This window comes from Bradyrhizobium sp. LA6.8 (assembly GCF_040547935.1).
In the GTDB taxonomy this organism is placed as follows: Bacteria; Pseudomonadota; Alphaproteobacteria; order Rhizobiales; family Xanthobacteraceae; genus Bradyrhizobium; species Bradyrhizobium barranii.
Genome location: NZ_JBEPQQ010000015.1, coordinates 92124 through 117766, shown reverse-complemented (window position 1 = coordinate 117766; position 25643 = coordinate 92124). Strand labels below are relative to the sequence as shown.

General features: G+C 59.8%; 30 protein-coding genes and 4 pseudogenes. 17 read left to right on the top strand and 17 right to left on the bottom strand.

Translation table 11 applies throughout. The annotated features are described in order from the left end of the window. Positions 1-125 precede the first annotated feature (125 nt). A complete protein-coding gene (locus tag ABIA90_RS43015) occupies positions 126-1613 on the top strand; it encodes a multicopper oxidase family protein (protein WP_354121887.1) in 1488 nt (495 codons plus the stop codon). A gap of 5 nt (positions 1614-1618) precedes the next feature. Here ABIA90_RS43015 and ABIA90_RS43010 read toward each other — a convergent pair whose 3' ends face one another. From ABIA90_RS43010 to ABIA90_RS42995, 4 genes and pseudogenes are all read right to left on the bottom strand, one after another. Beyond that, positions 1619-1882 (bottom strand): MFS transporter, encoded by a 264-nt coding sequence (locus ABIA90_RS43010; protein WP_354121888.1) that lies wholly within the window; start codon positions 1880-1882, stop codon positions 1619-1621. Positions 1883-2453: 571 nt separating this feature from the next. After that, a pseudogene (locus ABIA90_RS43005) lies at positions 2454-2582 on the bottom strand (MFS transporter); the annotation flags it as partial. 123 nt (positions 2583-2705) lie between these two features. Beyond that, on the bottom strand, positions 2706-3179 hold the full coding sequence (locus tag ABIA90_RS43000; protein WP_354121889.1) for a DoxX family protein: 474 nt from the start codon (positions 3177-3179) through the stop codon (positions 2706-2708). A gap of 40 nt (positions 3180-3219) precedes the next feature. Beyond that, complete coding sequence (locus ABIA90_RS42995; RefSeq protein WP_354121890.1) at positions 3220-3438, bottom strand: hypothetical protein; 219 nt, start codon at positions 3436-3438, stop codon at positions 3220-3222. A 103-nt stretch (positions 3439-3541) separates the two neighbouring features. Here ABIA90_RS42995 and ABIA90_RS42990 point away from each other — a divergent pair, with 103 nt between their 5' ends. The 3 genes from ABIA90_RS42990 (at position 3542) to ABIA90_RS42980 (ending at position 5559) form a co-directional block, all read left to right on the top strand. Then, positions 3542-3844 carry a PadR family transcriptional regulator gene (locus ABIA90_RS42990; RefSeq protein WP_354121891.1) on the top strand — a complete coding sequence of 101 codons (303 nt, stop codon included), beginning with the start codon at positions 3542-3544 and terminating at the stop codon, positions 3842-3844. 22 nt (positions 3845-3866) lie between these two features. Continuing rightward, positions 3867-5069, top strand: coding sequence for a chromate efflux transporter (gene chrA / locus ABIA90_RS42985; RefSeq protein ID WP_354121892.1), 1203 nt, complete (start codon positions 3867-3869; stop codon positions 5067-5069). A gap of 232 nt (positions 5070-5301) precedes the next feature. Continuing rightward, the gene (locus ABIA90_RS42980) at positions 5302-5559 is read left to right on the top strand and encodes a rhodanese-like domain-containing protein (RefSeq protein WP_354121893.1); all 258 of its coding nucleotides are present in this window, start codon (positions 5302-5304) and stop codon (positions 5557-5559) included. A 380-nt stretch (positions 5560-5939) separates the two neighbouring features. Here ABIA90_RS42980 and ABIA90_RS42975 read toward each other — a convergent pair. Together ABIA90_RS42975 and nhaA are read right to left on the bottom strand one after the other, a co-directional pair. Further along, positions 5940-6139, bottom strand: a pseudogene (locus tag ABIA90_RS42975) (hypothetical protein). Between the two features lie 779 nt (positions 6140-6918). Beyond that, positions 6919-8259, bottom strand: coding sequence for a Na+/H+ antiporter NhaA (nhaA, locus tag ABIA90_RS42970; RefSeq protein ID WP_354121988.1), 1341 nt, complete (start codon positions 8257-8259; stop codon positions 6919-6921). A 710-nt stretch (positions 8260-8969) separates the two neighbouring features. Here nhaA and ABIA90_RS42965 point away from each other — a divergent pair. Continuing rightward, positions 8970-9767 (top strand): IS110 family RNA-guided transposase, encoded by a 798-nt coding sequence (locus tag ABIA90_RS42965; protein WP_354121894.1) that lies wholly within the window; start codon positions 8970-8972, stop codon positions 9765-9767. Positions 9768-10131: 364 nt separating this feature from the next. Here ABIA90_RS42965 and ABIA90_RS42960 read toward each other — a convergent pair whose 3' ends face one another. From ABIA90_RS42960 to ABIA90_RS42945, 4 genes and pseudogenes are all read right to left on the bottom strand, one after another. Next, entirely contained in the window at positions 10132-10554 is a 423-nt protein-coding gene (locus ABIA90_RS42960) for a DUF3147 family protein (protein WP_354121895.1), read from the bottom strand. Positions 10555-10559: 5 nt separating this feature from the next. After that, positions 10560-10901: a DUF3147 family protein gene (locus ABIA90_RS42955; protein WP_354121896.1), complete on the bottom strand. Its 342-nt coding sequence runs from the start codon at positions 10899-10901 to the stop codon at positions 10560-10562. Positions 10902-10933: 32 nt separating this feature from the next. Beyond that, positions 10934-11089, bottom strand: a complete 156-nt coding sequence (locus ABIA90_RS42950; RefSeq protein ID WP_354121897.1) for a hypothetical protein — start codon at positions 11087-11089, stop codon at positions 10934-10936. Positions 11090-11130: 41 nt separating this feature from the next. Continuing rightward, positions 11131-11347: pseudogene (locus ABIA90_RS42945) on the bottom strand (divalent metal cation transporter); the annotation flags it as partial. Positions 11348-11802: 455 nt separating this feature from the next. Here ABIA90_RS42945 and ABIA90_RS42940 point away from each other — a divergent pair. Both ABIA90_RS42940 and ABIA90_RS42935 read left to right on the top strand, forming a co-directional pair. Continuing rightward, complete coding sequence (locus tag ABIA90_RS42940) at positions 11803-12366, top strand: phosphatase PAP2 family protein (RefSeq protein ID WP_354116238.1); 564 nt, start codon at positions 11803-11805, stop codon at positions 12364-12366. A 2-nt stretch (positions 12367-12368) separates the two neighbouring features. Beyond that, a complete protein-coding gene (locus tag ABIA90_RS42935) occupies positions 12369-12977 on the top strand; it encodes a cysteine hydrolase family protein (RefSeq protein WP_354121899.1) in 609 nt (202 codons plus the stop codon). A 156-nt stretch (positions 12978-13133) separates the two neighbouring features. On the opposite strand, the gene ABIA90_RS42930 is transcribed toward ABIA90_RS42935, so the two are convergent. The 3 genes from ABIA90_RS42930 to ABIA90_RS42920 all read right to left on the bottom strand — a co-directional run bounded on the left by ABIA90_RS42930 (position 13134) and on the right by ABIA90_RS42920 (position 14746). Then, on the bottom strand, positions 13134-13313 hold the full coding sequence (locus ABIA90_RS42930) for a hypothetical protein (protein ID WP_354116236.1): 180 nt from the start codon (positions 13311-13313) through the stop codon (positions 13134-13136). 325 nt (positions 13314-13638) lie between these two features. Beyond that, positions 13639-14154 carry an inorganic diphosphatase gene (locus tag ABIA90_RS42925; RefSeq protein WP_354121900.1) on the bottom strand — a complete coding sequence of 172 codons (516 nt, stop codon included), beginning with the start codon at positions 14152-14154 and terminating at the stop codon, positions 13639-13641. Positions 14155-14230: 76 nt separating this feature from the next. After that, the gene (locus ABIA90_RS42920; protein WP_354121901.1) at positions 14231-14746 is read right to left on the bottom strand and encodes a YciE/YciF ferroxidase family protein; all 516 of its coding nucleotides are present in this window, start codon (positions 14744-14746) and stop codon (positions 14231-14233) included. 213 nt (positions 14747-14959) lie between these two features. Between ABIA90_RS42920 and ABIA90_RS42915 the strand changes: the two genes are divergently transcribed. Both ABIA90_RS42915 and ABIA90_RS42910 read left to right on the top strand, forming a co-directional pair. Further along, positions 14960-15802 (top strand): NAD(P)/FAD-dependent oxidoreductase, encoded by an 843-nt coding sequence (locus ABIA90_RS42915; RefSeq protein WP_354121902.1) that lies wholly within the window; start codon positions 14960-14962, stop codon positions 15800-15802. A gap of 19 nt (positions 15803-15821) precedes the next feature. Continuing rightward, the gene (locus ABIA90_RS42910) at positions 15822-16049 is read left to right on the top strand and encodes a hypothetical protein (RefSeq protein WP_354121903.1); all 228 of its coding nucleotides are present in this window, start codon (positions 15822-15824) and stop codon (positions 16047-16049) included. Between the two features lie 407 nt (positions 16050-16456). On the opposite strand, the gene ABIA90_RS42905 is transcribed toward ABIA90_RS42910, so the two are convergent. The 3 genes from ABIA90_RS42905 to ABIA90_RS42895 form a co-directional block, all read right to left on the bottom strand. Beyond that, a complete protein-coding gene (locus ABIA90_RS42905; protein ID WP_354121904.1) occupies positions 16457-17173 on the bottom strand; it encodes a tyrosine-type recombinase/integrase in 717 nt (238 codons plus the stop codon). Further along, positions 17142-17417, bottom strand: a complete 276-nt coding sequence (locus ABIA90_RS42900) for a hypothetical protein (protein WP_354116232.1) — start codon at positions 17415-17417, stop codon at positions 17142-17144. The genes ABIA90_RS42905 and ABIA90_RS42900 overlap by 32 nt, the downstream gene beginning before the upstream one ends. A gap of 68 nt (positions 17418-17485) precedes the next feature. Continuing rightward, positions 17486-17755 carry a helix-turn-helix transcriptional regulator gene (locus ABIA90_RS42895; protein ID WP_354116231.1) on the bottom strand — a complete coding sequence of 90 codons (270 nt, stop codon included), beginning with the start codon at positions 17753-17755 and terminating at the stop codon, positions 17486-17488. A 322-nt stretch (positions 17756-18077) separates the two neighbouring features. On the opposite strand from ABIA90_RS42895, the gene ABIA90_RS42890 reads away from it, so the two are divergent. From ABIA90_RS42890 to ABIA90_RS42880, 3 genes are all read left to right on the top strand, one after another. Then, positions 18078-18278: a hypothetical protein gene (locus ABIA90_RS42890; RefSeq protein ID WP_354116230.1), complete on the top strand. Its 201-nt coding sequence runs from the start codon at positions 18078-18080 to the stop codon at positions 18276-18278. A gap of 33 nt (positions 18279-18311) precedes the next feature. Beyond that, entirely contained in the window at positions 18312-18545 is a 234-nt protein-coding gene (locus ABIA90_RS42885) for a hypothetical protein (RefSeq protein ID WP_354121905.1), read from the top strand. 356 nt (positions 18546-18901) lie between these two features. Further along, positions 18902-19093, top strand: a complete 192-nt coding sequence (locus ABIA90_RS42880) for a hypothetical protein (protein ID WP_354121906.1) — start codon at positions 18902-18904, stop codon at positions 19091-19093. A 358-nt stretch (positions 19094-19451) separates the two neighbouring features. On the opposite strand, the pseudogene ABIA90_RS42875 reads toward ABIA90_RS42880, so the two are convergent. Continuing rightward, positions 19452-20085, bottom strand: a pseudogene (locus tag ABIA90_RS42875) (FAD-binding protein); the annotation flags it as partial. 154 nt (positions 20086-20239) lie between these two features. Here ABIA90_RS42875 and ABIA90_RS42870 point away from each other — a divergent pair. Genes ABIA90_RS42870 through ABIA90_RS42850 form a run of 5 tightly spaced genes read left to right on the top strand, consistent with a single transcriptional unit; the run spans position 20240 to position 25637 of the window. Beyond that, on the top strand, positions 20240-20509 hold the full coding sequence (locus ABIA90_RS42870) for a helix-turn-helix domain-containing protein (RefSeq protein ID WP_354121907.1): 270 nt from the start codon (positions 20240-20242) through the stop codon (positions 20507-20509). Between the two features lie 49 nt (positions 20510-20558). Beyond that, the gene (hyfB, locus tag ABIA90_RS42865; protein WP_354121908.1) at positions 20559-22574 is read left to right on the top strand and encodes a hydrogenase 4 subunit B; all 2016 of its coding nucleotides are present in this window, start codon (positions 20559-20561) and stop codon (positions 22572-22574) included. Further along, entirely contained in the window at positions 22565-23521 is a 957-nt protein-coding gene (locus tag ABIA90_RS42860; protein WP_354121909.1) for a respiratory chain complex I subunit 1 family protein, read from the top strand. Before hyfB ends, ABIA90_RS42860 begins: the two co-directional genes overlap by 10 nt. 5 nt (positions 23522-23526) lie before the next feature. After that, entirely contained in the window at positions 23527-24189 is a 663-nt protein-coding gene (locus ABIA90_RS42855) for a hydrogenase-4 component E (protein ID WP_354121989.1), read from the top strand. Continuing rightward, entirely contained in the window at positions 24186-25637 is a 1452-nt protein-coding gene (locus tag ABIA90_RS42850) for a hydrogenase 4 subunit F (RefSeq protein WP_354121910.1), read from the top strand. Before ABIA90_RS42855 ends, ABIA90_RS42850 begins: the two co-directional genes overlap by 4 nt. Positions 25638-25643 lie beyond the last annotated feature (6 nt).

Here is a 25643-nt window from a genome sequence, read left to right as displayed (position 1 = left end):
ATTCCATTCGAACCAACGTGACGATGAGATGGTACCACATAAGGGGCCATCAGCATTTTGGGCGCACTATTGGGGAGCGGCCAGTAAACGTCTCGTGCTTTGACTGACGGTATCGGAAACCGATAATGATGGCAGATGTTTCTTCGCCTGACGAGGGAGAAAGCAGGATGACATCCTCCGCCGACCGGCTGCCCCAGCACTCAGTCGATCACCGTTTTTTGCGGGAAACGCGCTTCAGTCGTCGAGCACTGTTGCTGGGAGCCGGTACTGCGGGTTTGGCAGCGGTCGCGAACCGGTCTTGCTGCGCACAAGCTGCGCAGAGCTCTGCCGATCATACCATCCGGATTGCCCCTATCTCTCTGGAAATAGGGCCGAGCAGGGTCATCCAGACCACAGGCTACAACAATACGGTTCCGGGACCGCCGCTCCGACTAAAAGAGGGCATGCCAGTAACCATCAATGTCATCAACGATTCCGGCTATCCCAACCTGATCCACTGGCACGGGCTGTTCGTCCCGCCGCTTCAGGACGGCGCCATCGAAGAGGGGTCGCCGATCATCGCGCCCGGGGAGTCGCTGCTCTACAGCTTCGCACCCAAACCCTCGGGCACGCGATGGTACCACAGCCACGCCATGGCGATGACGGACCTCAATCGCAGCACGTATTCCGGCGAGTTCGGCTTCCTCATTATCGATCCAGCGGCGGGCGATCGCGGTCGATACGACCGCGAGGTCATGCTCGCCGCCCATCATTGGGAAGGCTCCTGGGTGAGTATGCAGGACATGCACAAGGGGCCGCCACCCGATAACGGGTTGGAGGCTATGTATCGTTCGGCTACTCTCGGCGATCGGATGCTGGGGCACGGTGAGCCAATCCGTGTGCGCCAGGGCGAGCGGGTGCTGTTCCGAATGCTGAACGCCAGCGGCAGCATGGGCATTTCACTGGCGCTGTCGGGACATCGGTTCACCGTTATCGCACTGGACGGCAATCCCGTGCCCGCGCCAACAACCGTGGATGTGTTGAAGATGGACGTGGCCGAGCGTGCGGACGTCATCGTTGAAATGAACAATCCCGGCGTTTGGGTTTTTGGATCGACAGACGATGATGACCGCAACATGGGTATGGGCGTTGTCGTCGAGTACGAAAATCGAAGCGGAGGCCCGGTCTGGTCTCCTCTCTCCAAAGCGGCATGGGACTACACCGCCTTTGGTCGGAGCAATCCGGCCGCGGCGCCGGACGAGACCATCAATCTGAAGTTCGAGAAAATCCCGGGAGGCCGTGGCGGCTACAACCGCTGGACCATTAACGGCAAATCCTGGCCCAATACCAATCCGTTATTCAAAGTGCAGCGCGGCAAGCGCTATCGCCTGGTTATGAACAATAACAGCGGCGATGAGCATCCCGTTCACCTGCATCGACATAGTTTCGAGGTCACCAAGGTTGGTGACAAGACCACATCGGGGCTAATGAAGGACACGATCAGCATGCCGCGCTACTCCACCGCGGAGATCGACTTCGTGGCCAATGATCGCGGCGACACACTGTTCCATTGCCATCATCAAGACCACATGGACGAGGGTTTTGCTGGACTGATCACCTATGCGACAACCTGAGCGCCTTAGCGCGACGATGGCTCCTGTCGGTTAGCGATTGCAAACAGAGGCAGGGAGATGAGCTGGGTGGCTACTGCGAACGCGACAAGTGCCCCCCGCGATTGGTCATACAGCAGCCCTGTCGCGACGCTGCCGATCAGCCACCCCACTCCATACCCTGTATAAAACAGACCGAACGCCAGATTGCGTTTGCCTTCGGGCAGCACGCCGGCCACCAGTGCCTTGAGCAACGTGTCCTGCGCTGCGTATCCAATACCCCAGAACACCATTCCGACCAGAACCGCCGAGAACGAGACTGGCGATCACGCCGCATGCCGTCGAAAACGCTAGAAAGACCGGTATCCAGTTTTCGGTGACGATCTTGGCCGTGACCAGGTGATAAGCGACCAGTTCGTAGCTCATCAGCCCGGCCGCGAAGCAGGCTGCCGCTACCATATACAGCCAATAGGATCGACTTAACCCGCCCGCTCGTGCCGTTCTTCCCTCTTCCAGACGCGAAGGAACGGGAAAGTTGATGCGCGCAACGGTCAACGCACCGAGCGTGAACACGCTCGAAACCAAAAGCAGCGCGTAGCCGGTCCGATAATCGCCGTGCAACAAAAGCACCAGCGCCATGATCAGGGGGCCAAGCGTGGCACCCGTCTCATCGAGCGCTGTGTTCACGCCGTACACCCATCCTTTGCCGTGCTTGCCCGTTGTATAGGAGAGCATGGCTTCGACCGTAGGCTTGCGAATGGCACGGCCGATGCGTTCAGCAAGGATGAGAAGGGCAGCGACCTGCCAGTTTCCGGCGAGCGCCATTGCAGGAACGGCGAGCAGGTTGATGGTATAGCCGACAAACGTGACAAGCCAGTAGCGCCCGGTCCTGTCTGCGATATAGCCGGAGACGGAGCGTATGGCGTAGCCCAGAAATTCTCCAAGCCCCGCGGTGATGCTGACGACGGCAGCGCTGGCGCCGAGCGTCGCCATGAACTGGCCGTTGATGGCCCCACCGCCCTCATAGGTCATGTCGCCGAACAGGTTCACGACCCCCATTGTCAGCACGAAGTTGAAGGCGGACGACGAACTGAGGCCCGATCTGACCATGGCGCGCTATTCCTTCCTCAGCCAATCGACCGACCACGGCCCGGCACCGACAATGGCTAGGTAGATGCAGCCGAGCAACATTGTGAGATCGGCGCGCGCTTCGTGCATCATGCTCCAGAAACCGGTGCGCTTGATGTCGCTGGCGATGTGAAACATCCCGACATCATGTCCGAGCAGGATCGGAAGCTTGGTCGAGATCAGGGCCACGATCATGATGATGATCAGCGGAATTGCCGCGAGACGGGTGAAGAACCCAATGATGATGAGCAAGCCGCATACGGTCTCGACGACGCCGACAAAAGGCCCCATCAAATCGGGGAAGGGAATCCCGATCTTGGCAAAGCGTCCCGTTCCCAGAAGATCCGGGAATGCCAGCTTCTGAATCCCTTCCGGCAGGAAGACAATGCCGACCAGAAGCCGCACCAGGATGGTCCAGCCGGAAACGTTGGTGCTGGAAAGGTCAGCCGACCTGATCGTCATTTTCAGTGCCGCCAACGCGGTGTGAATAGGGCGAGATCGTTTATGCGGTCTTGCGCCAGGCCGCTTCGTTCTTCTTTTCGTAATCGCCGAAAGCCTTGATCAGGCCGCCGAGCACCTCGGCTGAGGTCTCAAACATTGCCTTGAGCTGCGGTTCGTCGACCTTCTGGATGTCTTCCCGCAAATGGGTGACGGTCTCCTGCAGGCGGGTTTTCATCTTCTGGGTGTGATGTTGTGGGTTTCGGTCGGGCGCTGAAGCCATTATCGTTCTCCTTGCGTTACGCTGATGGCGGAAACGCTTGGCGACAGTATCGGTTCCCGATATCGTTGGACGATATTGGGGCCGAATCACATGAATTTGAGCAATGAAATTCGACGATCTCCTCACCGGCTTCATTCGGTTGCATATTCTGCATCACGCCGCGGAACACGAAATCTACGGGCAGTGGATGATCGACGAGTTGGCGCACCACGGCTACCGTCTCAGCCCTGGCACCCTTTACCCGATGCTGCATGCGATGGAACGCAAGGGGTATCTGACGTCGCGCGTGCAGCGCGAGGGACGTATCGCCAGAAAGCTCTACAAGGCAACCAAGCTGGGCAAACAGGGACTGGCGCTCGCCAAAGTCCGGGTTCGCGAGTTCACCGGCGAGGCCATGAAGCACTGACGTTCGTTGCCGGAGCTGCCCGATGAGCCGCGAATCTGCGAAGGGCTCGGTTGCGGAGGTGTTTGCGGCTTTCCTGAAGCTGGGCTTGACATCTTTCGGCGGCCCGATTGCGCACCTCGGCTATTTCCGCCACGAGTTCGTCGAACGCCGCAAATGGCTGGACGAGACGTCCTATGCTGATCTGGTCGCGCTTTGCCAGTTCCTACCGGGCCCGGCCTCCAGCCAGGTCGGCTTTACCCTCGGCATTCAGCGCGGCAACGGACTTTTGGGCGGGCTTGCGGCCTGGTTCGCCTTCACCATGCCTTCGGCGCTGATCCTGTTCGCTTTTGCGATGGGCGCCGCCGTGTTTACGGGGCCGGTTGCTGAAGGTTTTCTGCACGGGCTCAAGCTGGTCGCGGTCGCAGTGGTCGCGCAGGCCATTTGGGGCATGTCGCGAACCCTCACCCCCGATCGCACCCGCGCCGGCATCGCGCTCGCCGCGATTGGGATCGTTGTCATTTTCGCTGGATCGTTCGGGCAGATCGCGGCCATCGCGCTCGGCGCTTGCGCGGGCCTTTGGCTCTGCCGCGGTGAAGCCGCGCCGGTGTTCGGACATCTGAATTTTCCGGTGACCCGGCGCGCAGGCATTATTGCGCTGGTTCTATTCGCCGCACTTTTCTTGATTCCTCCGATCGTCGTGCGCGTGACCGGCGCGCAGGCGCTCGCGCTGTTCGACGCGTTCTACCGATCGGGTGCGCTGGTCTTTGGCGGCGGCCATGTCGTGCTGCCTCTGCTTCAGGCCGAGGTCGTCACGCCGGGATGGGTCAGCAACGAGACGTTTCTGGCAGGTTACGGGCTGGCTCAGGCCGTGCCGGGACCACTCTTCACCTTCGCCGCCTATCTTGGCGCAGTGACCGGTCCTCCGCCGAACGGTTTTGCCGGTGCAGCAATTGCCCTCGTCGCACTGCTCCTTCCAGGCATGCTGCTCGTATATGGCATGTTGCCGTTCTGGGATGCGATGCGCACACGGCCCGCCGCTCAGGCCGCCATGCGCGGCACCAATGCAGCCGTGGTCGGCATTCTCGGTGCGGCGCTCTACAACCCGGTCTGGACCAGTGCGGTTTTGACGCCGCGCGATTTTGCCCTCGCGCTCGCGGGCTTCCTGCTCCTCACAGTTTGGAAGTGGCCGCCCTGGGTCGTGGTGGTGCTTTTGGCGTTTGCCGGTCCCTTGTCACGAATGATCTGAACGTCATGCTCTGTGGAGACTCCATGCCCAGTGACCCCGTAATTGAACCCGCTGCACTTTCCGGTCTCGGCAAGATTCGCCTCCTCGACGTGCGGGACATAACGAGTTTCGAAGCGGGGCATCGGTCAGATGCCGCCCGCGTACCGATCGAAGTCTGGGAAGCTGCGGCGAAATCTGGTGAGGCCTCCTTCGAGAACACTGGCTATTGGAAAACAGCGATAGGTGCTCTGGAGTGGACGGCTCGGTGCCGGCTATCGTCTATGATGATGGGCGCATGACCGAGGCGGCGCGGGTCTGGTTCATTCTGCAATATTTCGGCGCCACGGCGCTCATCCTCAACGGCGGATGGCCGGCGATTCAGAACCGCGAAGGCCTGCGCGGGTTCGTTTCGGAAGCCGCCTGTGACCCAGATGCGGCAACGATCGTTACCCGAATGTGCGGAGACGCTAGCCAACGGTGGCTCCGGTCGCGGGTCTATGCCCGAGACTAGAGCATGACCGGCCGAAGGGCTGGCCGCGCAGACATCATTTCTCAGTCTACCCTGATAGCAGACATCCGGGGGACTAAGGAAAGGGTCCGAAATGGGCCAAGGCGATCCTGTCTTGAGCAAAATTGAACAGGCGGGATTGTCGATGCGGTTCAGTGTGAGGGATGGCCCGGAAAACAGACGCCCTAACCGCTGAAGAGTTCGCTTCGCTGCTTGTGGTTGGCAATGTGCCCCCAAACGGCCGCGCGCCCATAATCCCCGCCGCACACAGTGATCGGCTCATTGCTTTGGGCTACATGGTCTTTCTAGCGGGTAGACTGCGAATGACCACAAACGGCCGCGTTCGGATATACGCGGGGCAACTCGCGGCTGCCTGGGGCCTACTATTTTGGTGGCTGTAGCCCGGGCGATCTCAGCCATCGCTTATGTGAGAGCCGGTTTCGGCTTGGCGGGCCTCGCGGAGAGCGGCTTCACGTACAGGTCCGTGGTGCAGGAGTTCGGCTTCTTCGCGGAGGCGTTTGGCTTCTTCGGCAACGCGTTCTTCAAGGGAAACGGTTTGCTTAAATCGTCGGCGCGTCTGCATGGGCACTACCTCGGGTCATAACCGTGTGGTTTGAATTCCGATTCCTAATATGCCGATGAGCGGCCTTCAGTTCCGAAGTGAACATTTCAAATCAGGCCACCGTGATTTTCAAACTAGGCCACTGAGGTCGGAAACAGGCCAGCGCCCGCCCTGTGTATGGGAACATAGCGTCGGCACGTTTCAAGAACAGACTAAGAAAGTCAGCTCTGGGTCTTGAGCGGCGGTTTGGCGCTCGGCCGCAAACTTCCGGTCTGCCCTTATGAACCGACATGTAGCTGCATCGAGTCAACGGAAGCGATGAGCACAACAGCCGACATCTCCAAACATCGCAACAAGGGAACCACAAGGTCCATTCTCAACCGAAAATGAAATAGAGAACGTAGAGCGAGTAGCCGATCACAAGGAGGCCCATGACTACTGAAAGCAAGAATATGAGTTCATCATGTTTCATTGATGATCTACTGGCGGATCAAACCTTTGACGAGATAGCGAAGCCTATAGAGCCAATGCCTGACGAACAGCGGTAGCAGACAGTCAGATCTCCCCGCTTTGAGTCGAAACAAGCCGAATAGCGGCAGGACCTTCTATGTTGGCGCTAACATATTGCTGCGCGGCCGAAATGAGAGCTTCCACGGCGGAATTATTGTATGAGGAATGCTTCGGATTTAGGTGCAAGCCAGTTTCTATGATCATCACTTGGGTAACCCCAGAGGGCAGAATCTCGACGGCAAACGATACAAACGATACGCGGGGAGCTTTGAAAGACATTTGAGCTGCTTTCACTGACGTCGAACGTAGGTCGCGCCCCAGCCAAGGCCGAGTGTGGCGGCGACAAGCGAACCGAAGAGTACGCCCAGTTTCGCCGCCCTCAATAATCCTTGATCGGAGAAGGCGAGCATCGAGATGAAGATCGACATGGTAAAACCGATACCAGCCAGCAGGCCGACCAGACAGACGCCACCCCACGTAACTCCAGGAGCCAGGCGACACCAGCCCAGTCGTACCGCGATCCAAGTCGCGCCGACAACGCCAAGCGGTTTCCCAGCAACCAGAGCAAGCGCAGTGCCAATCATCACCAGATGGCCCCCTGCGGAGAGATCAGCGCCCGTTAAGCTGACGCCGGCATTCGCGAGAGCGAAGATCGGCATGACACCGTAAGCCACCCACGGATGCATTGCCATCTGCACCCGTGACACCGGCGGCAATAACTCGCGGTGAGCTACGCGAAGGTCTCGCAGCGGTTGCTCCAACAGGTGCGGATCCCTTGCCTTCACCGCATCGCTGCTTCGCAACTGTTTCAGCACTCGCGACACGACTTCCAGCGGCGGCTCCCGCATAGGTATGGCGCGTGCCGGAGTGATTAGCCCGAGCACGACACCTGCAAGGGTTGGATGGATCCCAGCTATCATGAACCCAATCCAAACCAAAGAGCCGGGCAGTATGTAAAACGGCGCGGAACCGATGCCGATCCGCTGAAATCCTAAAGCCGCGAGAACGCCAATTGACGCGATGATGAAACCGCCAGGCTGAAGACTGGCGGTGTAGAAGAGGGCAATGATCAGTACGGCAATGATGTCGTCGATGATTGCCAGAGCAAGTAGGAAGACCCGCACATTGACCGGGATCGTTCGTCCAAGCAGCGCGAGCACCCCGACGGCAAAGGCGATGTCTGTCGCGGTTGGCACGGCCCAGCCTTGCCCTCTAGCCGGATCGCTGTTGAGACTCAGATAGATGAGCGCCGGAACGATGACGCCACCAGTCGCGGCGACCAGCGGCAGAATGGCTTGGTCGAGTCTGCTCAGTGCGCCTTCATAGACCTCGCGCCGAATCTCCATGCCCACGACGAGGAAGAAGACTGTCATCAGCGCGTCGTTGACCCAGAAATGCAGCGACCGGGAAAAAACGTACTCGCCGACACCGATTGTGAGCGGAAGGTCCCAAAACGCGTAATAGCTATGAGCGAACGGAGAATTGGCCCAGATTAGTGCAGCGGCGGCGGCAACGAGAAGCGCGGCACCGCTGACGGCCTCGACATGCAGGAACCGATGAAGGGTGCTGAGGGCCTGTTCCGCGAGCCGCTGGGGTTTCGGCAGATCGTCAAATGAAGGGCTATCATTCATGGGGCGCACGCCTTCCGCGTGGCGGCCCGACCATCGCTCAGCCTGTCGCTGCTCCATGCAGCGAGCACCCGAACGCCGTTATACATGGCGATGGCGACAATTCAACCTCGCAGGAGTGATCGGTCAGCAATGTCTGTTCTGGGTGTGCGCCGTGACAAGGCGGCGCTTTCCAGTGGGTGCGAACCCCACCCGGCAACCGCTCCAGCCGGAAGCAATCGGAGCAGTCATGGAGGTAACGAAGTGGCTGAAGCCTTCGATTAGCGTGTCACGAATTGGTGATAGCGCGAGTGTGCAGGCCGTAACGCGAGTGAACGCTGAGCAATCCTCGAAAAGGACGATGCGCAGGCCGACCCGACAACCCTTTCGGGGAAGGCTGATACGGCTGGGTGAAGCAGAGCGAAGAGTACGCCCAGCCGCTGCGCCGGGGTAGTGGCGACAGCATGTACACAAGGAAAGCGTACGCAACACGGGAAGCCCCATGGCGTGGTCAGCAATGACCAACCGGAAGCCCGCGAGGGACAGACTGGGCGCCTTTGGTTCGAATCTTTGACGCGCAGACACCCAGTCCCTGAACTTAGTCTCCCTGGCTTTTCGTTTGAGCGCGTGCGGCAAGTGCCGCACCGGGCTCCCGTGTTGGGGTGGACGGCCCCCTTCCGCCACAGTGCGTGGCAAGATGAGGTCGTCCCTGACCCCAAACGAAGGAGCCGCCCGTGGAAACGATTGTTCGCATCGGTTTGGATACGTCAAAGAGTGTATTTCAGCTGCATGGCGTTGACGGGACGGAGCAGCCGGTTTTACCGCGTAAGTTGAGGCGCGGACAGGTTTTGGAGTTCTTCAGTCGTTTGCCGCCCGTGCTTGTCGCACTGGAGGCTTGCGGGGCGTCGCACTATTGGGCGCGGGAGCTGCAATCGCTCGGGCATGAGGTGGCGATGATTCCGCCGCAATATGTCAAACCGTATGTGCAGCGCGGAAAATCCGACGCTGCGGACGCCGAGGCGATTTGCGAGGTGGCAAGCCGGCCGAAACTGCGCAAGAACTTTGTGCCTGTCAAAAGCCCCGAGCAGCAAGGTGCACAGATGCTGGCGCGCGTGCGCAACCAGTTCATCGGCAGGCGAACCCAACTCGCCAACTCGATCCGCGGCTACGCTGCGGAGTTCGGCTTTACAGCGCCCAAGGGGCTTTCGTGGCTCCAACAATTGCTGATCGACATTCGGGCTGACGCGACAGTCCCCGAGTTGACGAAGGAGTTGGTGGACGCTTTGGCAACAGAACTGGCGCGCGTCGATGACCCGATCGCCAAGCTCGACAAGAAGCTCATGCAATTACACCGGAGTAACGAGATGAGCCGACGGCTGGCGGCTATCCCGGGCGTTGGTCCGATCGGCGCGACGCTGCTGTCGATCAAGGTCGTGGATGCACGCGGGTTCAAGTCGGCAAGAAATTTTGCTGTGAATCGGCGTCGAACTGAGCCCCTTGAACTAACGCCGATAATCCTTTGTGGCGAATAGGGGAATCTATGTTGGGGTGGGGGTCCCGATCGGCGCCGACGGTGACCCCATCTCGACCGGCGTTTGTTAATTGCCTTCAAAACGTTACTGCCGATACCTGCAACGGCCTGACCCCTGCGCCGAATCACACCCACAACGGATGGTCGCGTTGCGCTTGCGCAACGATCGTGGAAGGACAGCCTGGAAAAGCCAACAGAGGAGCAGAGATACGCCCGCGCGCCCACGAGCTTTGGGAGGCTGCCGGCAAACCGAGGGGCAACAGAACCAGTTCTGGTTTGAAGCTGAGCGTGAGCTCAGACAGCCGGATCCCGCGCTCAACCTTGATGAGAAATCCGGCACCTTCACCGAATGACGAGAGCGCCGCTTAGCGCAATTCGCGCCGCAGGCGCCACATTAAGACGGCGACTGCGAACCAGATCAGCGAAGCAGCGGCGAGGCAGAGGGCGGGCCGTGAGTCGGACGCCCGCCACCAGATCACGAGCGCGAAACAAGCAAGGCCCAGGCTTCCCCAGCCGGCCCCGGCGGCATCAAGCGCCGCCGCACTCCTGCCGCGCTCTTCGCCACGCAGGCCCTTTTGTTGCTTGCGCTCGCGCTCATGCTTTTCGATCAAGGTGGCACTCGCGCAGAAGATCGCTGGAAAGGCTAACATTAGCCCGCCGGCCACCGGCCCGGCCCAATCGGCCACAAGGCCCGCCACGACGGTCGCCAGTCCGCCCAATACAAAACGCACGACATATTCGTAAGGCCGTCCCTGCCTTAGCGCAGATAACTTGAAATGGACCACCATGACCATCACCCAATCAGAACTTGCTTGAGGCCTGCCGCCACCGCAAGCCAGATCGCGAGAGCGACGAGGGTGGCCTTCGGCGCGGACCAGTTGGCCCGCATCAGCAACTGACAGACAACAAGACTGTAAGCTGTGAGCGCGAAAGCGCCGAGGACCATCGAGCGACCTTCGATTGCAACGTATTCGCCGCCATGTTTCCAGAATGCAAGGCCCAGCGTCGCGAGCGCAACGGAAGGCGCGGCGCCAAACAATCCCGCAAAGCTCTTGGGGCGCAGTACGTCGCCTATCGCTGCAAACAGCGAGACGACCAAACCGCCAATCAGAAAGCGCAGCGCGTAGTCCACCATTCCCCCGTGCTCTTCGATTCGATGAGCGGCATCTAGCACGATCCTGGCATCAGCATGCTGATCGCCATGCCAACGATACAAAGGGCCATTGCCGCGGTTGATGCCCAGCCGAGCCAGTACAGCCAGCCTTCGACAACAAGCTTTCCCATCACGTCACGCCTCCTGACCAGCAACATCAGCATGGTCATCACGAGCCAGCACCCCGTTGATAACCGCGCTCCAGTAAAGCGCGACCAATGCGGCCCGAAATCTCTTGGATTGCCGCGCCATCAAGGGATAGCTCAGGAGCATCGTCCGCCGATGCCAAAGCCAAGCTGCGCGCCGGCCTGGCTGTAGATACCAATACCTGACGGTTCGTCGTCCAATGCGCCCGTGATCAGCCCGGGACCAAGCCGCTTCAGAAGGCTGCTCTGCGCCTTCATCTCTTTCGCGTCGGATCTTGCCATGTGCTCCTCGGGATTGGGGCAGCCCCAGGAGGGTCCCGTTGGCCACGCCGAGAAGCAGTGAGGGGTTCACCGGTTCGGACTCAACGCTCGATGCAGGACTAGAAATCCCGCGCAGCCTAAGCTCTGGATGCGCTGGTCATATCTGCGCCGGCCCATCCAGCTCGATGGTCCTCGTGTGGTTACTAACTCTAATGGTGCCAGAAGATCGCGAGCAACAGAATGATCGGCAGCGGTACGCCCAACAACCACAACAATGCGCCTCGTCCAAAGCCCATGGCACTCTCCTCAATTGATTTCCTTCGCTTCCAACGCATCCCTCCTGCGCACGGTTCCTGTCAGGGAACGGTTTTCGAGGCTGCTGATTGAAAGACTGAGGGCTCTACCTTTCCGATCGTTTTTTCGGTAATTGCTGCAGGGCGGTAATGTGAGTGTGTGAAGGGAGGCAGAGACAGTCGATGACTGTAAGAGTGCGTCCACTACCCGCCGATATCGAACTCGCGCGCGCGATAGCGCGAAACACCCGTCCGCTGCCGGAACGGATCTCGGCCGCCCTGACGTGGGGAGCAGACGAACATGTTCTGACAGCGCTCGCCCTGGGATGGTGGCTCTGGTCTCGCGCCAAACCGCTCCCACAGCGTCACGCAAGCAATCATGTGCTGCTGACGACGTTCACTACGGTTCTGCTGCCTCACCTTTTGAAAGCGCACTTCGATCAGGTGCGGCCGGACCGGCGCACCGTGCGCGGCCACCTGCATGGTATCCCGCTTTCCGGCCGCGCTCTCGATGCGTTCCCATCGGGCCACGCCGTGCATGTTGGAGCGCTCGCTTCCGCCGCCACGGTCCTGCCGCGCACTACGCGCAATTTTGTGTGGGCCATCGGGGCGGTTCTGGTGTCGACATGCGTGCTCCTGCTGGCCCACTGGGCAAGCGACGTGCTTGCGGGTCTGGCGATGGGGGCCGCGCTCGAGCGCATGCTGCGGCGGTTGATGGGATTTGGCCATCAGGGAAGATCGGGCTAGTCATGGGCCAACTGATCGCATCTCCCGGTCCGCACGCCATTCATCTCTGCATCGACATGCAGGGACTGTTCGCCCCGGGTGCCCCATGGGCAACGCCCTGGATGGAACGTGCGTTACCGCAAGCGCTCAAGCTGACTGCGCATGCCCCGCAGCGCACCGTTTTCACGCGCTTCATTCCGGTCCGCAACAAGGCCGAGGCGCGGGGCGTCTGGAAAGCCTATTACGAGAAATGGGAATGCGTGACACGCGACCAGGTCGATCCGAGGCTGCTTGAGCTCGTGCCTCCTTTGGCGCGCTTCGTGCCGCCTGCCACGGTAATCGATCGCCAAGCCTACTGCGCTTTTTCCAATAGCCGGCTGCAAGCCTTCCTCGATCAGCACCATGTCGAGACATTGATCGTCTCTGGCGGTGAAACCGATGTCTGTGTGCTCGCGACGGTGCTGGCCGCCGTCGATACCGGCTACCGCGTCATCCTGGCGGAGGATGCGCTCTGCAGCTCGTCCGATGAAAGCCACGACGCGCTGATCAATCTCTATACCCGGCGTTTCAGCTTGCAGATCGAGGTGGCACCAGTTGTCAGTATCATTGCGAGCTGGATCGTCGACGACTGACCACGGTTCCCGACGAGAAGTCGACGGGATTTCATCACGAACCGATCGTGATCCAGTATTGCCCATTAGGTATTTGAGAAGCGTGACAGCGCGCAGCTCCGACCGCCGACTGGGTCCTCTCGGGGTACCAAGGGCAACCGTCGGCCTTATCGACGCTTAATTCTGCGTGGCCGGCCGCAGCGGCGCGGCAGTTGCCGTGCAAAGCACGCCGCGTTCCGCTTCATCCGCGATGCGATTGAGGATAGCTGCCTTGGCGCGATCCTGCTCTGCCATGGCAAGCTTTCGGTAACCTAACGCGCGGCTGTGGTCGTTGGATGAACCGTTGGCTGAAAACATGAGATTTACGCACGTAAATAGACCGATCCCACCAAGCTGACAGAAGGCGAAACGTTCCTTCCGAGACCTGAAACAAGTCGCCGGCCTGCATGTTAAGCAGAAATGCCGGACGAACGTACCCGTTTGCTTGAGGAGGCTTCGCGATGTCGGCGTTTGGCTGCATCCATCAATGATCGAGATGCGGCTGCGAAGATCGAGGCGCTGGCTGAGGACTATGAGAGGCGCGCTGCGACGCTCAGCGCTTTCACAGAAGCGAACCACGCAAAGGGTTCGGACGAACCCCGATTGCGGTAAGCATCAGACTGTGTTCAGCAAGCCTACGCCTCTAGCGGGCCAGGCGCCGGATGGCTTTGGCCGCCCGGCCTGGACCATGCCATCCGAGAAATTTCAGCTCCTTGCCCTCAAGCGCATTCGTCGCCCGAAAGAACTGTTCAAGATCGTCGCGCGCATGGGTAGGAAGTTTGCGGATATCCTTGAGATCCGCTTCGAGCGGCGATCGGTCGGGCACCGCAAACACCCGATCGTTTCGCTCTTTCTTGCCTTTGCCTTTTTGTTCGACTTCGAGAATGCCGACCGGGCGACAGCGGAGCACGACACCCGGATAGGTCTGCGCGTCATGCAAGATCAGCACATCCAGCGGATCGCCATCCTCGGCTTTGGTCGAGGGAATGAAGCCCCAATCGTAAGGATAAGTCAGACCTGCCATCAGCGGTTTCGCCGGGGCAAAAACACCAAGCTTGGGATCGAAATCGAGCTTGCACGAGCTGCCCCGTGGCGTTTCGACCACGGCGAAGATGCTGTTGTCGTCGGCCCAACTCGGTAGTTTCGTCAGATCTGTCATGGCAACAGTCGATTACGCCTTTCGCATCGACAATGAGGGCGGGCCTGGCGAAATCGCTTCCGCGAGGCTCTTTGCATCACGCGGCGGTGGACGCTTTCTTGTTCACGCCCTTGCGCAGTGCGACGGTATTGAGCTTGGTGTTCGCCGCCTTCTCTTCGTTCAGATTCGTGGTCAGAAAGCGCACGACATCGTCGTGGCCGAGTTCTTCCGCCCAGGCAATCAGCGTGCCGTAGCGGCATATCTCGTAATGCTCGACGGCTTGCGCGTTCGCGACGATCGCCGCATCAAGCACCGTCTTATCTTCGATCTCGCCGGCTGTCTCGTTCGCTTCCTTGATCAGACCGTCGATCGCCGGACATTGCGTGCCGCTCGGCGCGTTGCCGAGCTTCTCAAAAGCCTTTTCGAGACGCTCGATCTGCTTGTTGGTTTCCTCCAGATGGATATTGAGGCCTGTCACCAGATCGCGGTTGGTCGCCTTCTCGATCATTTTCGGCAGCGCCTTGGTGATCTGTTGCTCGGCGTAATAGATGTCCTGCAAGCCGTGCAGGAGCAGGTCATCCATTGTCTTGATGTCTTTTGTGAAAAATCCCATGGCTTCGCTCCTCGTTCTTAAAGCGAGGGAACGCGCGCGTGCGAACCTTGTTCCTCTGAGCCAATGCTATCACCGGCGGCGCAAGGACTGTCCCTCGCGCGGCTTCCAGATTGGCTAATTTCCCGCCGCAAGAACGAATTAGCGACGGCCTGCCGCGCGGGCAGAAAGGAACCCCCACATGAAGCCGGCGTTTGCCTTTTTGTGGAGTTTTGCATGGTCAGCACCTCGCTATGGATGGATGCCGAGATATTGCCGGAGGCGAATGCGCTCAAAGGCAATGTGCATTGTGATGTGGCCGTTGTCGGCTCCGGGGTTGCCGGCATGTCGACCGCCTATGAACTCTTCAAGCGTGGTCAGTCGGTGATCGTCATCGACCGCAAGGGCATCGCGAGCGGCATGACGGCCCGTACCTCGGCGCGTCTTGCGCCGCTTTGCGATGATCTGATGAGCGAATTCAGGAAGCTGCGTGGTGCGGAAATCGCCAAGCTGTTCTACCAAAGTCAGGCGGCGGCCGTCGATCGTATCGAGGAAATCCAGGCGGGCGAAAAGATCGCCTGTGACTTTCGACGTCTGGAAGGGTATCTCTTTCAGGGCCACGGCATGCCGGCCGATGTTCTCGATGAGGAGCTGGAAGCGGTGCGCGAGGTCGGCGCGCCCGTCCACCGCCTAGTCGGCGTTCCACTCGAGGGATGCGAGAATCGCCACGTGCTGCGGTATCCGCGCCAGGCGACCTTCCACCCTCTCAAATATCTCGCCGGCATGGCCGCGGTTTGCGCGACCAGCGGCGTCCGTTTTTTCGCTAACAGCCCGGTCGAAGAGGTTGCCGAACGGGATGGCGCCGTCACGCTCCGAACCGCACAAGGGCAGATCACGGCCGGACACGCCGTGGTCGCGACCAATGCCTCAATTGCCGACCGCTTTCAACTGCATTCCAAGGTCGCTCCTTACCACACTTACGTGCTAGCTTTCGCGATTGCACGGGGCGAACTCCCCGACGCGCTCTATTGGGACACTGAGGATCCTTTATCACTACGTGCGGCTGCAGCCAGGTCCTGACGATCATGATCTCGTCCTTATGGGCGGCGAAGACCGCAAGAGCGGCGAGGCAAATGACGCCGACCAGCGCTTTGCCCGGCTGGAAAGCTGGGCCCGCGAATTGATCCGGGGCCTTGGCAGGGTCACACACCGCTGGTCAGGTCAGGTTCTCGATACCATTGATTATGTGATTATGCCGGCTTCATCGGCCTCGAGCCTGGCAGCCAGCGCATCTACCTCGCGATGGGCGACTCGGGTCAAGGGCTGACGCATGGTGTGATGGGGGCGATGCTGAACACCTCCCTTATTCTCGGCGAGGACAGCCCCTGGAGGTCTGTTTATGCGCCGGATCGTACGCCGCTTGCGGCCGCCAGGAATTTCCTACGCGAGAACCTGACCGTCCCACAAAATCTCGCGGAGTATGTGGCACCCGGTGAAATCACCTCCCTTCGGGAGATCGAGCCGGGTGAGGGTGCAATCTTGCGTCGGGGTTTCGAAAAGATCGCCGCCTACAGGGACAAGGCCGGCGAACTGCACCTTCATTCGGCAAGCTGCACGCATATCGGTTGTCATCTGCACTGGAACAGCTTCGAGTCCTGCTGGGATCGCCATTTAGATTTTGTCGTCAATGATTTCAATGATTTGCGGGCAGTTTTGCCTAACTTCTCTGATGGGTTAGGCAATCTGATATCGAAACCGGCTTGCAGCTTCGCCATCGCCGCAACTGCCAAACCCCTGCGCAGCGGCGCGGCAATAGCGCTCGATTTCGCGGATATCTGTGTGGCCGGTAATGCTCATGATTTCGAGCGCTGTGCTTCCGGATTCAGCCAAGCGATGGCACGCAGCCTTGCGCACACCTTGCGGAGAGGAGCGTGGAGGCAGGCCAGCGTCCGCCGCAGCCTCGCTAATCCAAGCCGAGAATGCTTTCTCGCTGTGCGCTCGGCCGTGAATGGTTGCAATGAAGGCCGGGCCATCCTTCGGGCAGTCGGCAATGTAGCGGGCCAAGTCGGTGTGCACCGGAATGCATAACTCCACATGACCTTGGCTCTTTTTGGTGGTGATGACGAAGCCGTCCTTCGTCAGGTGCTCCCAGCCAAGCCGCACGGCATCGGAGCGGCGCAGGCCGGTATGCAATAGCACCTCGAAGGCAAGCCGTAGCGGTGTGCCGACTTTATAGCGCCCGCGAAACGCGGTGATGTCCTTTTCCGTCCAGGTGCGATGGCCGGTGGTTTTGAGTTTCACGCGCTTGGCGACAACAACCGGGTTATCGCTGCGCATCTCAGCCGATACCGCATAGTCCATCACGGCCTTAAGGCGTTTTCTGAAATTGCTTGCGGCGCTCGGCGTGTCTGCCATCGCGTCAATCAGGTTGTTGACGTGCTTGGCCAGCAATCGGGCCGTCGCCGTGCTTGTCCACGAAACGGTTCAGGACGTTGCGATAAGTGGTTTGCGTGCTCTCGGCCAGCGCCTTGAATTCGGCGCTGCCGTAGTACCCCTTATCCTTGTCGCCGTACCCTTTGACAGCGGCAGCAATCGTGCCGGCCTTGATACGCCGCACCTCCGGCGTTGGCGCGTCGGTGCTCATCGCGGCGCGGTACGCCGTCCAGAATTCGGGCGAATACAACAGCGCGGGCAATGCGAGTTGAGGCTTGCCCGGCCGGCGCAGGTAGACACGGGGTTGCCCATGTCTATCCACCTATTCATTCACATACTTGGGTTTTCGCTGCCGCACGCCTTGTCCCAATAGTCAGATGCGTTGTCATTGGCGGCCGCCGGCTGGGCGCCGCCGAAAATAGAATCCAATTCCCGCCTGTCATACAATACTACACCTAGAATTTGGCGAGGGGCCGGGATTGCACCGGCCTTGCGCTGGGTGTCGAAATGGCTGGGAGAGATTCCGAGGTACCGCGCAGCCTCTGCACGGCGCAGGCCGCGCGGCTGAACGCGGTTGTTATCGTTGGCGGGAATGGGCAAAATCGCGCCCCTGAGTAGTTGCTCTGTAAACCTCGCCGGCTGGAGCCGACGCACTTGCTGGGTTTATACACGGTCGCCTCGAACAAATGCGGCACAAACCGACATTGTAATCGATTTATAACAATTCGTTACTTGCACTCCAAAAAAGTAGAAGGCCCGCGCCGGCTAAGACGCGGGCCGCTGCGGCGTGGCGGGACTGGGGTCAGGCCGCAGCCGGCAAATAGCCCAAACTGAATTTAGGAACCGGTGCCCCGGCGTCGGCATATTAGGAATCGAGAATTCAAACCCCAACGGTTAGGACCCGTAAAGACGAGGGTGTGCCATGCAGCAACGTCGTCGTTTCAAGCAAACCATCTCTCTTGAAGCTCGCCTTGCTAAAGAAGCGAAGCGCCTCCGCGAAGAAGCCAAAGCGCTTCCGCCAGGTCTCGAACGGGATCTCATTCTGAGAAAGGCCAGACAGGCCGAAACCGGCTCGCACCTGAGCGAATGGTTGACCTCGCCGGGATTGCGGCCTCCTGATTGAGATCAGGAAAGCAGGCACGCCTGTTAGCCGGTCATGGCAGAATCATTTGGCAACGCATTTACTGTCGTTGAAGTGACTGCAGACGACACAGAAACCCAGATTTGGATTGCGCTGGCCAAGCCAGGCCAGGCGCTCACATTGGTCCTCGCCGCCGCCTCAGAAGGTTCGACTGCGGAAGTGTTGAATGTTGCCCTGACGCCGAAGCAGCAGAAAATGTTCGAGGAACTCAACCTTCAGCCAGGCGACGTTTACAAGCTGGATGGATGAGGCCCCGAGCCGCCGCTGGAGCGGGCATCCGCGGCCTGCCTCTGATCGCCAAACTTTCTGTGAACCTTCCCTCGCCCCGGTAAGACCCACCTTCTGCCAGGATTTTGCATCGCCTTCCTGGGGCTAAGGCCAGCGCCGTCTGCAATCTTTTCAAGCAGGCGGCGTGGTATTGTTAGGTGTTCAGGTCCTTCGGAACTGATCGCGCCATTCTGCGTTTCGCAGATCGAAGAGATTTGCGAGGGAGCGCAAATGAAGGCCGAGCGACTGTTTCAAATCGCCATCTTTGGTCTGTTCATGTTTTCGGCCATCCTTGCGTCGATGCTGATCTTGAGTCCGTGACGAACTTGGAGGCGGCCGTGATAGTTTTGGTCGTATCGAACCCCGCCGCGTTCTCGGGGCAAGGCAGCATCATCCTGCTCGAATACATAGATGAGAATGCCGCGATGAAAGCGGCTAGAAAGATCGCTCAAGAAACCGGGCGCTCTGTCACGGTGCGCAACGAGGACATGCGCGTGATTGGTACAATACCGGCAGCCTCGACCCGTTGAAGTGCGGCGCTGTCTTGCTGGGACAGTAATAGCCCGCCCCAACGAGTGAGGCGGGCTTCGGCGGTCGTGCGGATATTGCTACTGTCGGGCGCCGAGCAGGATGTCGTCATCCGAAGTCCGCTTCGCCCACACCGAGCGGGCGTACTCTATGCGCATGACGCCAGCTGGGTCGTGGCGTGCAGCCCACTTGCCGAGGTTGTCCACCGAGGACTCCCTGAGGAGGAGGACGTGAAGAGCGCCGTTGCGGATAATCGGATTGCAGCCCCCGGCGCGCAGGCCAGACCGTGCGCAAAAAGGCGTGGAGAGTTCGATGGTCGCGCTAGCATTCGCGTGATGCGAGATCCCGGGCGGAAGGCTAGCGTTCCATAAAACGTTCGCCCTCGGAATTCACCAGGTAGCCGCCTTCGCCGCGCGCGCCTTCTGTGATGAGGCAGCCCGCCCCATAGATGCCAGTCGGATGAAACTGCATGAATTCCATGTCTTGCAACGGCAGGCCGGCACGCAAGGCTAAGCCGCCTCCATCGCCGGTGCAGGTATGCGCCGACGTGCAGGAAAAGTAGATCCTGCCGTAACCGCCGGTCGCCCGGATGACGGTCTGCGCTCGGAAGCGATGCAGCGTTCCATCCATCATTGACCATGCGTCGTTGGCGCGGGAGAAGGGCATCCCCGCATGCTCCAGTTCGATGACGGTGGGGACGGCTTGCCGGCACATATATTCGATGGCGTCCTGGTCGCCGAGCCAATCGGCTCCTTTGACCGTGTCATACATATGCCATTGCCAACTGTCTTCGCCGAGGTTGCCGAGACTGGCAGCAATGCCACCCTGGGCCGCGACCGTATGGCTGCGTGTCGGAAACACCTTTTGTGATGCAGGCGGTCGTTAAGCCAGCCTCGACAGCGCCCTGGGTGGCCCGCAAACCGGCTCCCCCGGCACCGACGACGACCACATCAAATGTATGGTCGATAAATTCGTAAGCGGTTGTCGAACTCATGCTGTCCCTCGACGCACCAGGATTGGGTGCCGGCAATTCGCGGAACGTTTAGATTAGATGTTTTAGATATCACTAATTGACAATATAACATGACTAGTTAGGATGCAAGGATGACGCTTGGTCGTCGTCGAAAACGGGGTGATGGGGCAATCCGGTGATCACAGCGGCTCAACTGCGGGCGGCCAGGGTGCTCCTCGGTATCGATCAGCGCCGGCTCGCAGAAATGTCCGGGCTATCGGTGCCGACCATCCAACGTATGGAGGCTAGTGAGGCGATGGTTCGGGGCAATGTCGATTCGCTGGTGAAGCTGATTACAGCCCTCGACGCCGCCGGCATTGAGTTGATCGACGAGGGGGCGGTCAGTAACGCCGAGGGACGCGGGGTGCGGCTGAAACTCAACTCCGGATCGGAAAAATCTATTTGAACAATCGGACAGAAAACAAAGCGTCAAGCGGAAGGAAGGCGCGCACATAATGTCGGCTGTCGTTGTCCAAATGCTGTGTGTTGCCGGATTGCTTGGATCGGCAGTTCTGGCGATTGTTCTGAGCCGCTCAAAGACGGCCACGGCCATCATCTATAGCGCGACGTTGACCGCGTCTGCGATCGCGTTGACTGGGTCCATCCACTGGTTGCTTGGCGCCACGGCGAGCGCCTCCGATCTGACCCTCCCAATCGGATTGCCATGGCTTGGCTCCCATTTCCGCCTCGACCCGCTGGCCTCGTTTTTCCTTATCGTTGTCAATCTCGGAGGAGCCGCGGCAAGTGTTTATGGCCTCGGCTACGGCCACCACGAGCCGACGCCGCAGCGCGTGCTTCCCTTTTTTCCGGCCTTTCTAGCCGGCATGAATCTTGTGGTGCTGGCGGGTGATGCGTTTTCTTATCTGCTTTGTTGGGAATTCATGTCGCTCGCGTCCTGGGCGCTCGTAATGGCGCACCATCGTGAACCGGGCAACGCGAAAGCCGGTTACGTCTATCTCGTCATGGCGAGCTTCGGCACGCTCACATTGCTGCTGGCCTTCGGCCTTTTGGCGGGGCCGGCGGGGGACTACGAATTTGTCGCCATTCGCACGGCTCAACATACGCCCTACGTGGCCACGTTGGTGTTGATCCTGATGTTGCTCGGCGCCGGTTCAAAGGCCGGCCTGGTGCCGCTGCACGTCTGGCTGCCACTCGCTCATCCCGCGGCTCCGAGCCACGTTTCGGCACTGATGAGCGGCGTCATGACCAAGGTCGCGATCTACGGCTTTATTCGCGTGGTATTCGATCTACTGGGGCAGCCGAGCTGGTGGGCGAGCGTGATCGTGCTTTCTCTTGGCGGCATCACCGCCGTAATGGGGATCTTGTATGCGATGATGGAAAAGGACCTCAAACGTCTGCTCGCCTACAGTACGATCGAAAATGTCGGCGTCATCTTCGCAAGCCTCGGCCTTGCATTGGCCTTCCAGGCCAACGGCCTGAAACTACTGGCCGCGCTCGCGTTTGCGGCGGCTCTGTTTCACGTTCTCAATCACTCCTTCTTCAAGAGTCTGCTTTTCTTCGGCGCCGGCGCCGTCCTGACAGTGACCGGCGAGCGGGACATGGACAAGCTGGGTGGCCTCATTCATCGCATGCCGTACACAAGCTTCGCCGTTCTCGTCGGCTGTGTCTCGATCTCAGCGCTTCCGCCGTTCAACGGTTTCGTCTCGGAATGGCTCATGTTCCAGGCCGTGCTGCAGAGCCCGGAGTTGCCGCAATGGGCGCTGAAGATCACCGTGCCTGCGGTCGGAGCTCTATTGGCCTTGGCTGCTGCGTTGGCGGCGGCGTGTTTCGTCAAGGCCTACGGCGTGACCTTTCTCGGGCGTCCGCGCGACGTGGCGGCGGAAACCGCGGAGGAAGTCGACCGCTACTCGCTTTCGGCAATGTTCATCCTCGCCGCACTTTGCTTGCTGGCCGGAATTCTGCCGGGGCCGGTGATCGACGCGCTTTCGCCGATCACGCTACAAATCCTCGGGGGCCGCATGCCGATCCAGGCCAACGAACCCTGGCTTTCGATCGCGCCGATTGCGGAGAGTCGCAGTTCATACAACGGGCTGCTTGTTATGGTGTTCATCGCGATATCCGCCTCGGCGGCCGTCGTCTTTATTCATCGCTTTGCCTCTCGTGCGTTAAGGCGGGGGCCGGCCTGGGGCTGTGGCTTTTCCGATCCGACACCCGCGGCCCAATATTCGGCCGGAAGCTTCGCTCAGCCTATTCGCCGCGTTTTCGGTACGCTCGTGTTCCACGCTCGCGATCATGTCGAGATGCCGCCCCCCGGGGATATCAGGCCCGCGCGCCTGCGAATCGAATTGCACGATCTGATCTGGGAGCGAATGTATGAGCCGATAGCAGACGTGGTTGGCTTCTCTGCCGATAAACTCAATCGCCTGCAGTTCCTGACCATCCGGCGGTATCTCAGTCTGGTTTTTGCGACCCTCGTCACACTCCTTCTGGTCCTCGCGATATGGTCGTGATGTCGGACATTCTTGTGCAAGGCATGCAGATGCTTCTGGTGCTGCTGCTGGCGCCGCTGCTGACCGGCTTTGTGCGCAAGATGAAGGCCCGCCTGCTGCGTCGACAGGGAGCGTCGGTCTTTCAACCGTATCGGGACCTCCTGCGATTGCTCCGCAAGGAAGTGGTGCTGGCGGACAACGCCTCCTGGCTGTTCCGCGTGACGCCCTACGTGACCTTTGCTGCGATCTGGGTTGCTGCCGCCCTGGTGCCGACGTTCGCCACCGGCCTCCTCTTCAACTGGACGGCGGACCTGATTGCCATCGTGGCGCTGCTGGGAAGTGCACGCTTCTTTCTTGCGCTCGCCGGGATGGACGTCGGCACCAGTTTTGGCGGCATCGGCTCCAGCCGCGAAGTCATGATTGCGGCGCTTGCGGAGCCGGCAATGCTGCTGTTTGTATTTTGCACGGCCCTGGTTGCCGGCTCGACCCAACTTTCGACGGTCGCGAATTTCATGGCCTCGTCCTATGTCGGCTTACGAGTATCGCTGGGAATGGCGCTGATCGCGCTCATCATGGTGGCACTCGCGGAGAACGCGCGAATTCCGGTCGACAATCCGGCGACGCACCTGGAGCTCACCATGGTGCACGAAGCGATGGTTCTCGAATATTCCGGTCGCCATCTGGCAATGATCGAATTCGGCGCCTTCCTCAAACTATTGCTCTATATCTCGCTAATCGCGTGCGTGTTCCTACCCTGGAAGATAGCAGTCTTCGGTACCGGTCCGTTGTCCTATGCCATCGGCGCCGCCGCCTACCTCATCAAGCTCGCGGCTGCCGGCTTTTTCCTCGCACTGTTCGAGACCGCCACGGCAAAAATGCGGGTCTTTCGCGTTCCGCAATTTCTCGGTGCGGCCCTCATGCTGGGCCTGCTCGGCACCCTCCTCCTGTTCGTGTCAAAGAGCTTCTGATGCAGATGCACAGCCTCTCCTTCGACGTCTCGCACACGCTGGCTGGCGGGCTCGTCCTGATCAGCTTCATGATGCTGTACCAGGACAGGCTTTATTCGCTTCTCAACGTTTTTGCGCTTCACGCCCTGGTGCTCGCGCTTTCCGTCGCTTGGCAGGCCTTTGTCCAGAGCGCTCCTCATCTTTACATCACGGCTGCAATCGCCCTCGTCTTCAAGGCGATCGTCATTCCGGTGGCGTTGCATCGCATCGTCAAGCAGCTTGGGATTCATCGCGACATCGAGGCGGCCGTGGGGATCGGCCCGACCATGCTGGCCGGGATGGCACTGGTTGCCCTCTCCATGGTGCTGATGCTGCGGGTGACCGCGGAGGCCGATCCATTGGCGCGCGAGGATCTCGCTTTTGCCTTGTCGGTCGTACTGCTCGGACTTCTGGTCATGGTGACCCGTCGCAACGCCGTCAGCCAGGTCGTCGGATTCATGTCGCTCGAGAATGGGCTGGTGCTGGCGGCAACCGGCGCCAAGGGCATGCCGCTGGTGGTCGAGATCAGCGTCGCCTTCTCGATCCTGATCGCCTTCATCGTCATCGGCATCTTCCTATTCCGGATCCGCGAACGTTTCGATTCCGTTGATGTCTCTGCGCTCGACGACTACCGGGGCGAACGGCGATGAACGTACCTTCCTTCGATCCGGTGGCGGCTATCCTGATAATTCCGATCGGCTCGGCAGCGTTGCTGGCCATACTGCCGGGTTACCGGCTGACGGCGAGGTTGAACGTCGTGGCGAGCTTGGCGACATTTCTTTCGGCCCTCTCGTTGTTCGTCATCGAACGTCCGCCGCCGGGGCCGTACGTGCTCGTCGACGATCTGAACATCGTCTTCATCGTACTCAACACCTTCGTGGGGTTCACGACCAGCATCTTCAGCGCCAGCTACATCGCGCATGAACTGGAGACTGGTCGGTTGACACCGGTTTATCTGCGTTTCTACCACGCCATGTATCAGACCATGATGTTCGGCATGAACCTAGCTTTCGTGTCGAACAATATCGGCCTGATGTGGGTCGCGGTGGAAATTGCGACGCTCACCACAGTGCTGATGGTCGGCATCTATCGCACCCACGCCGCTCTGGAAGCGGCATGGAAATATTTCATTCTGGGGAGCGTCGGAATAGCGTTCGCCCTGTTCGGCACGATCTTGATCTACATGGCAGCGCGTCCGGTCATGGGCGAGGGTCAGGACGGCATGGTCTGGACACTTCTGATCCAACATGCCGCGAATTTCGATCCTGCGCTTCTCAACGTCGCTTTCATATTCCTGCTGCTCGGCTACGGCACCAAGGTCGGTCTGGCGCCGCTGCACGCATGGCTGCCCGACGCCCACGCCGAAGGTCCGACGCCGATATCGGCGGTACTGTCGGGGCTACTGCTGAATGTCGCGCTCTACGCGCTATTGCGCTTCAAGATATTGCTGGCCGCCCATCCGGCAGCGATCGCTCCTGGTCCCCTTATGGTGACGATGGGCCTAGTTTCGCTCGTCTTCGCGGCTTTCATGCTCTACCGCCGACGCGACATCAAACGGCTGTTCGCCTATTCCTCGATCGAACACATGGGCATCATCGTGTTCGCGTTCGGCATGGGCGGCCCGCTCGCCAATTTCGCAGGGCTGTTGCACATGGTGATGCACAGCCTAACCAAGTCCGCGATCTTCTACGCCGTCGGACATATATCGCAGATCAAGGGCACGCAGCGAATCTCCAGGATCCGGGGCTTGACCGTGACCCATCCGGCGCTCGGCTGGGGTCTGGTAACGGGCGTCGTCGCGATCGCGGGCTTGCCGCCGCTCGGCATCTTCATGAGCGAATTCCTGGTCGTAAGCTCGACCTTCGCACGCCAGCCGCTGCTCGCGATTGTACTGGTGTTCGGGCTGTTGTTGGCGTTCGGCGCTTTGACGTTACGCCTGACAAGCGTCGCATTTGGAGAACCTCGCGGCAGCACCAAGTCAGCCGAGGCTTCCTATGTGCCGATGTTTGCCCATCTCTCGCTGGTTCTGATCGCGGGAATCTATCTTCCAGCGCCGCTCGTCACCTGGTTCCAACACGTGGCTCGCCTTCTTGGATAGTTTGGA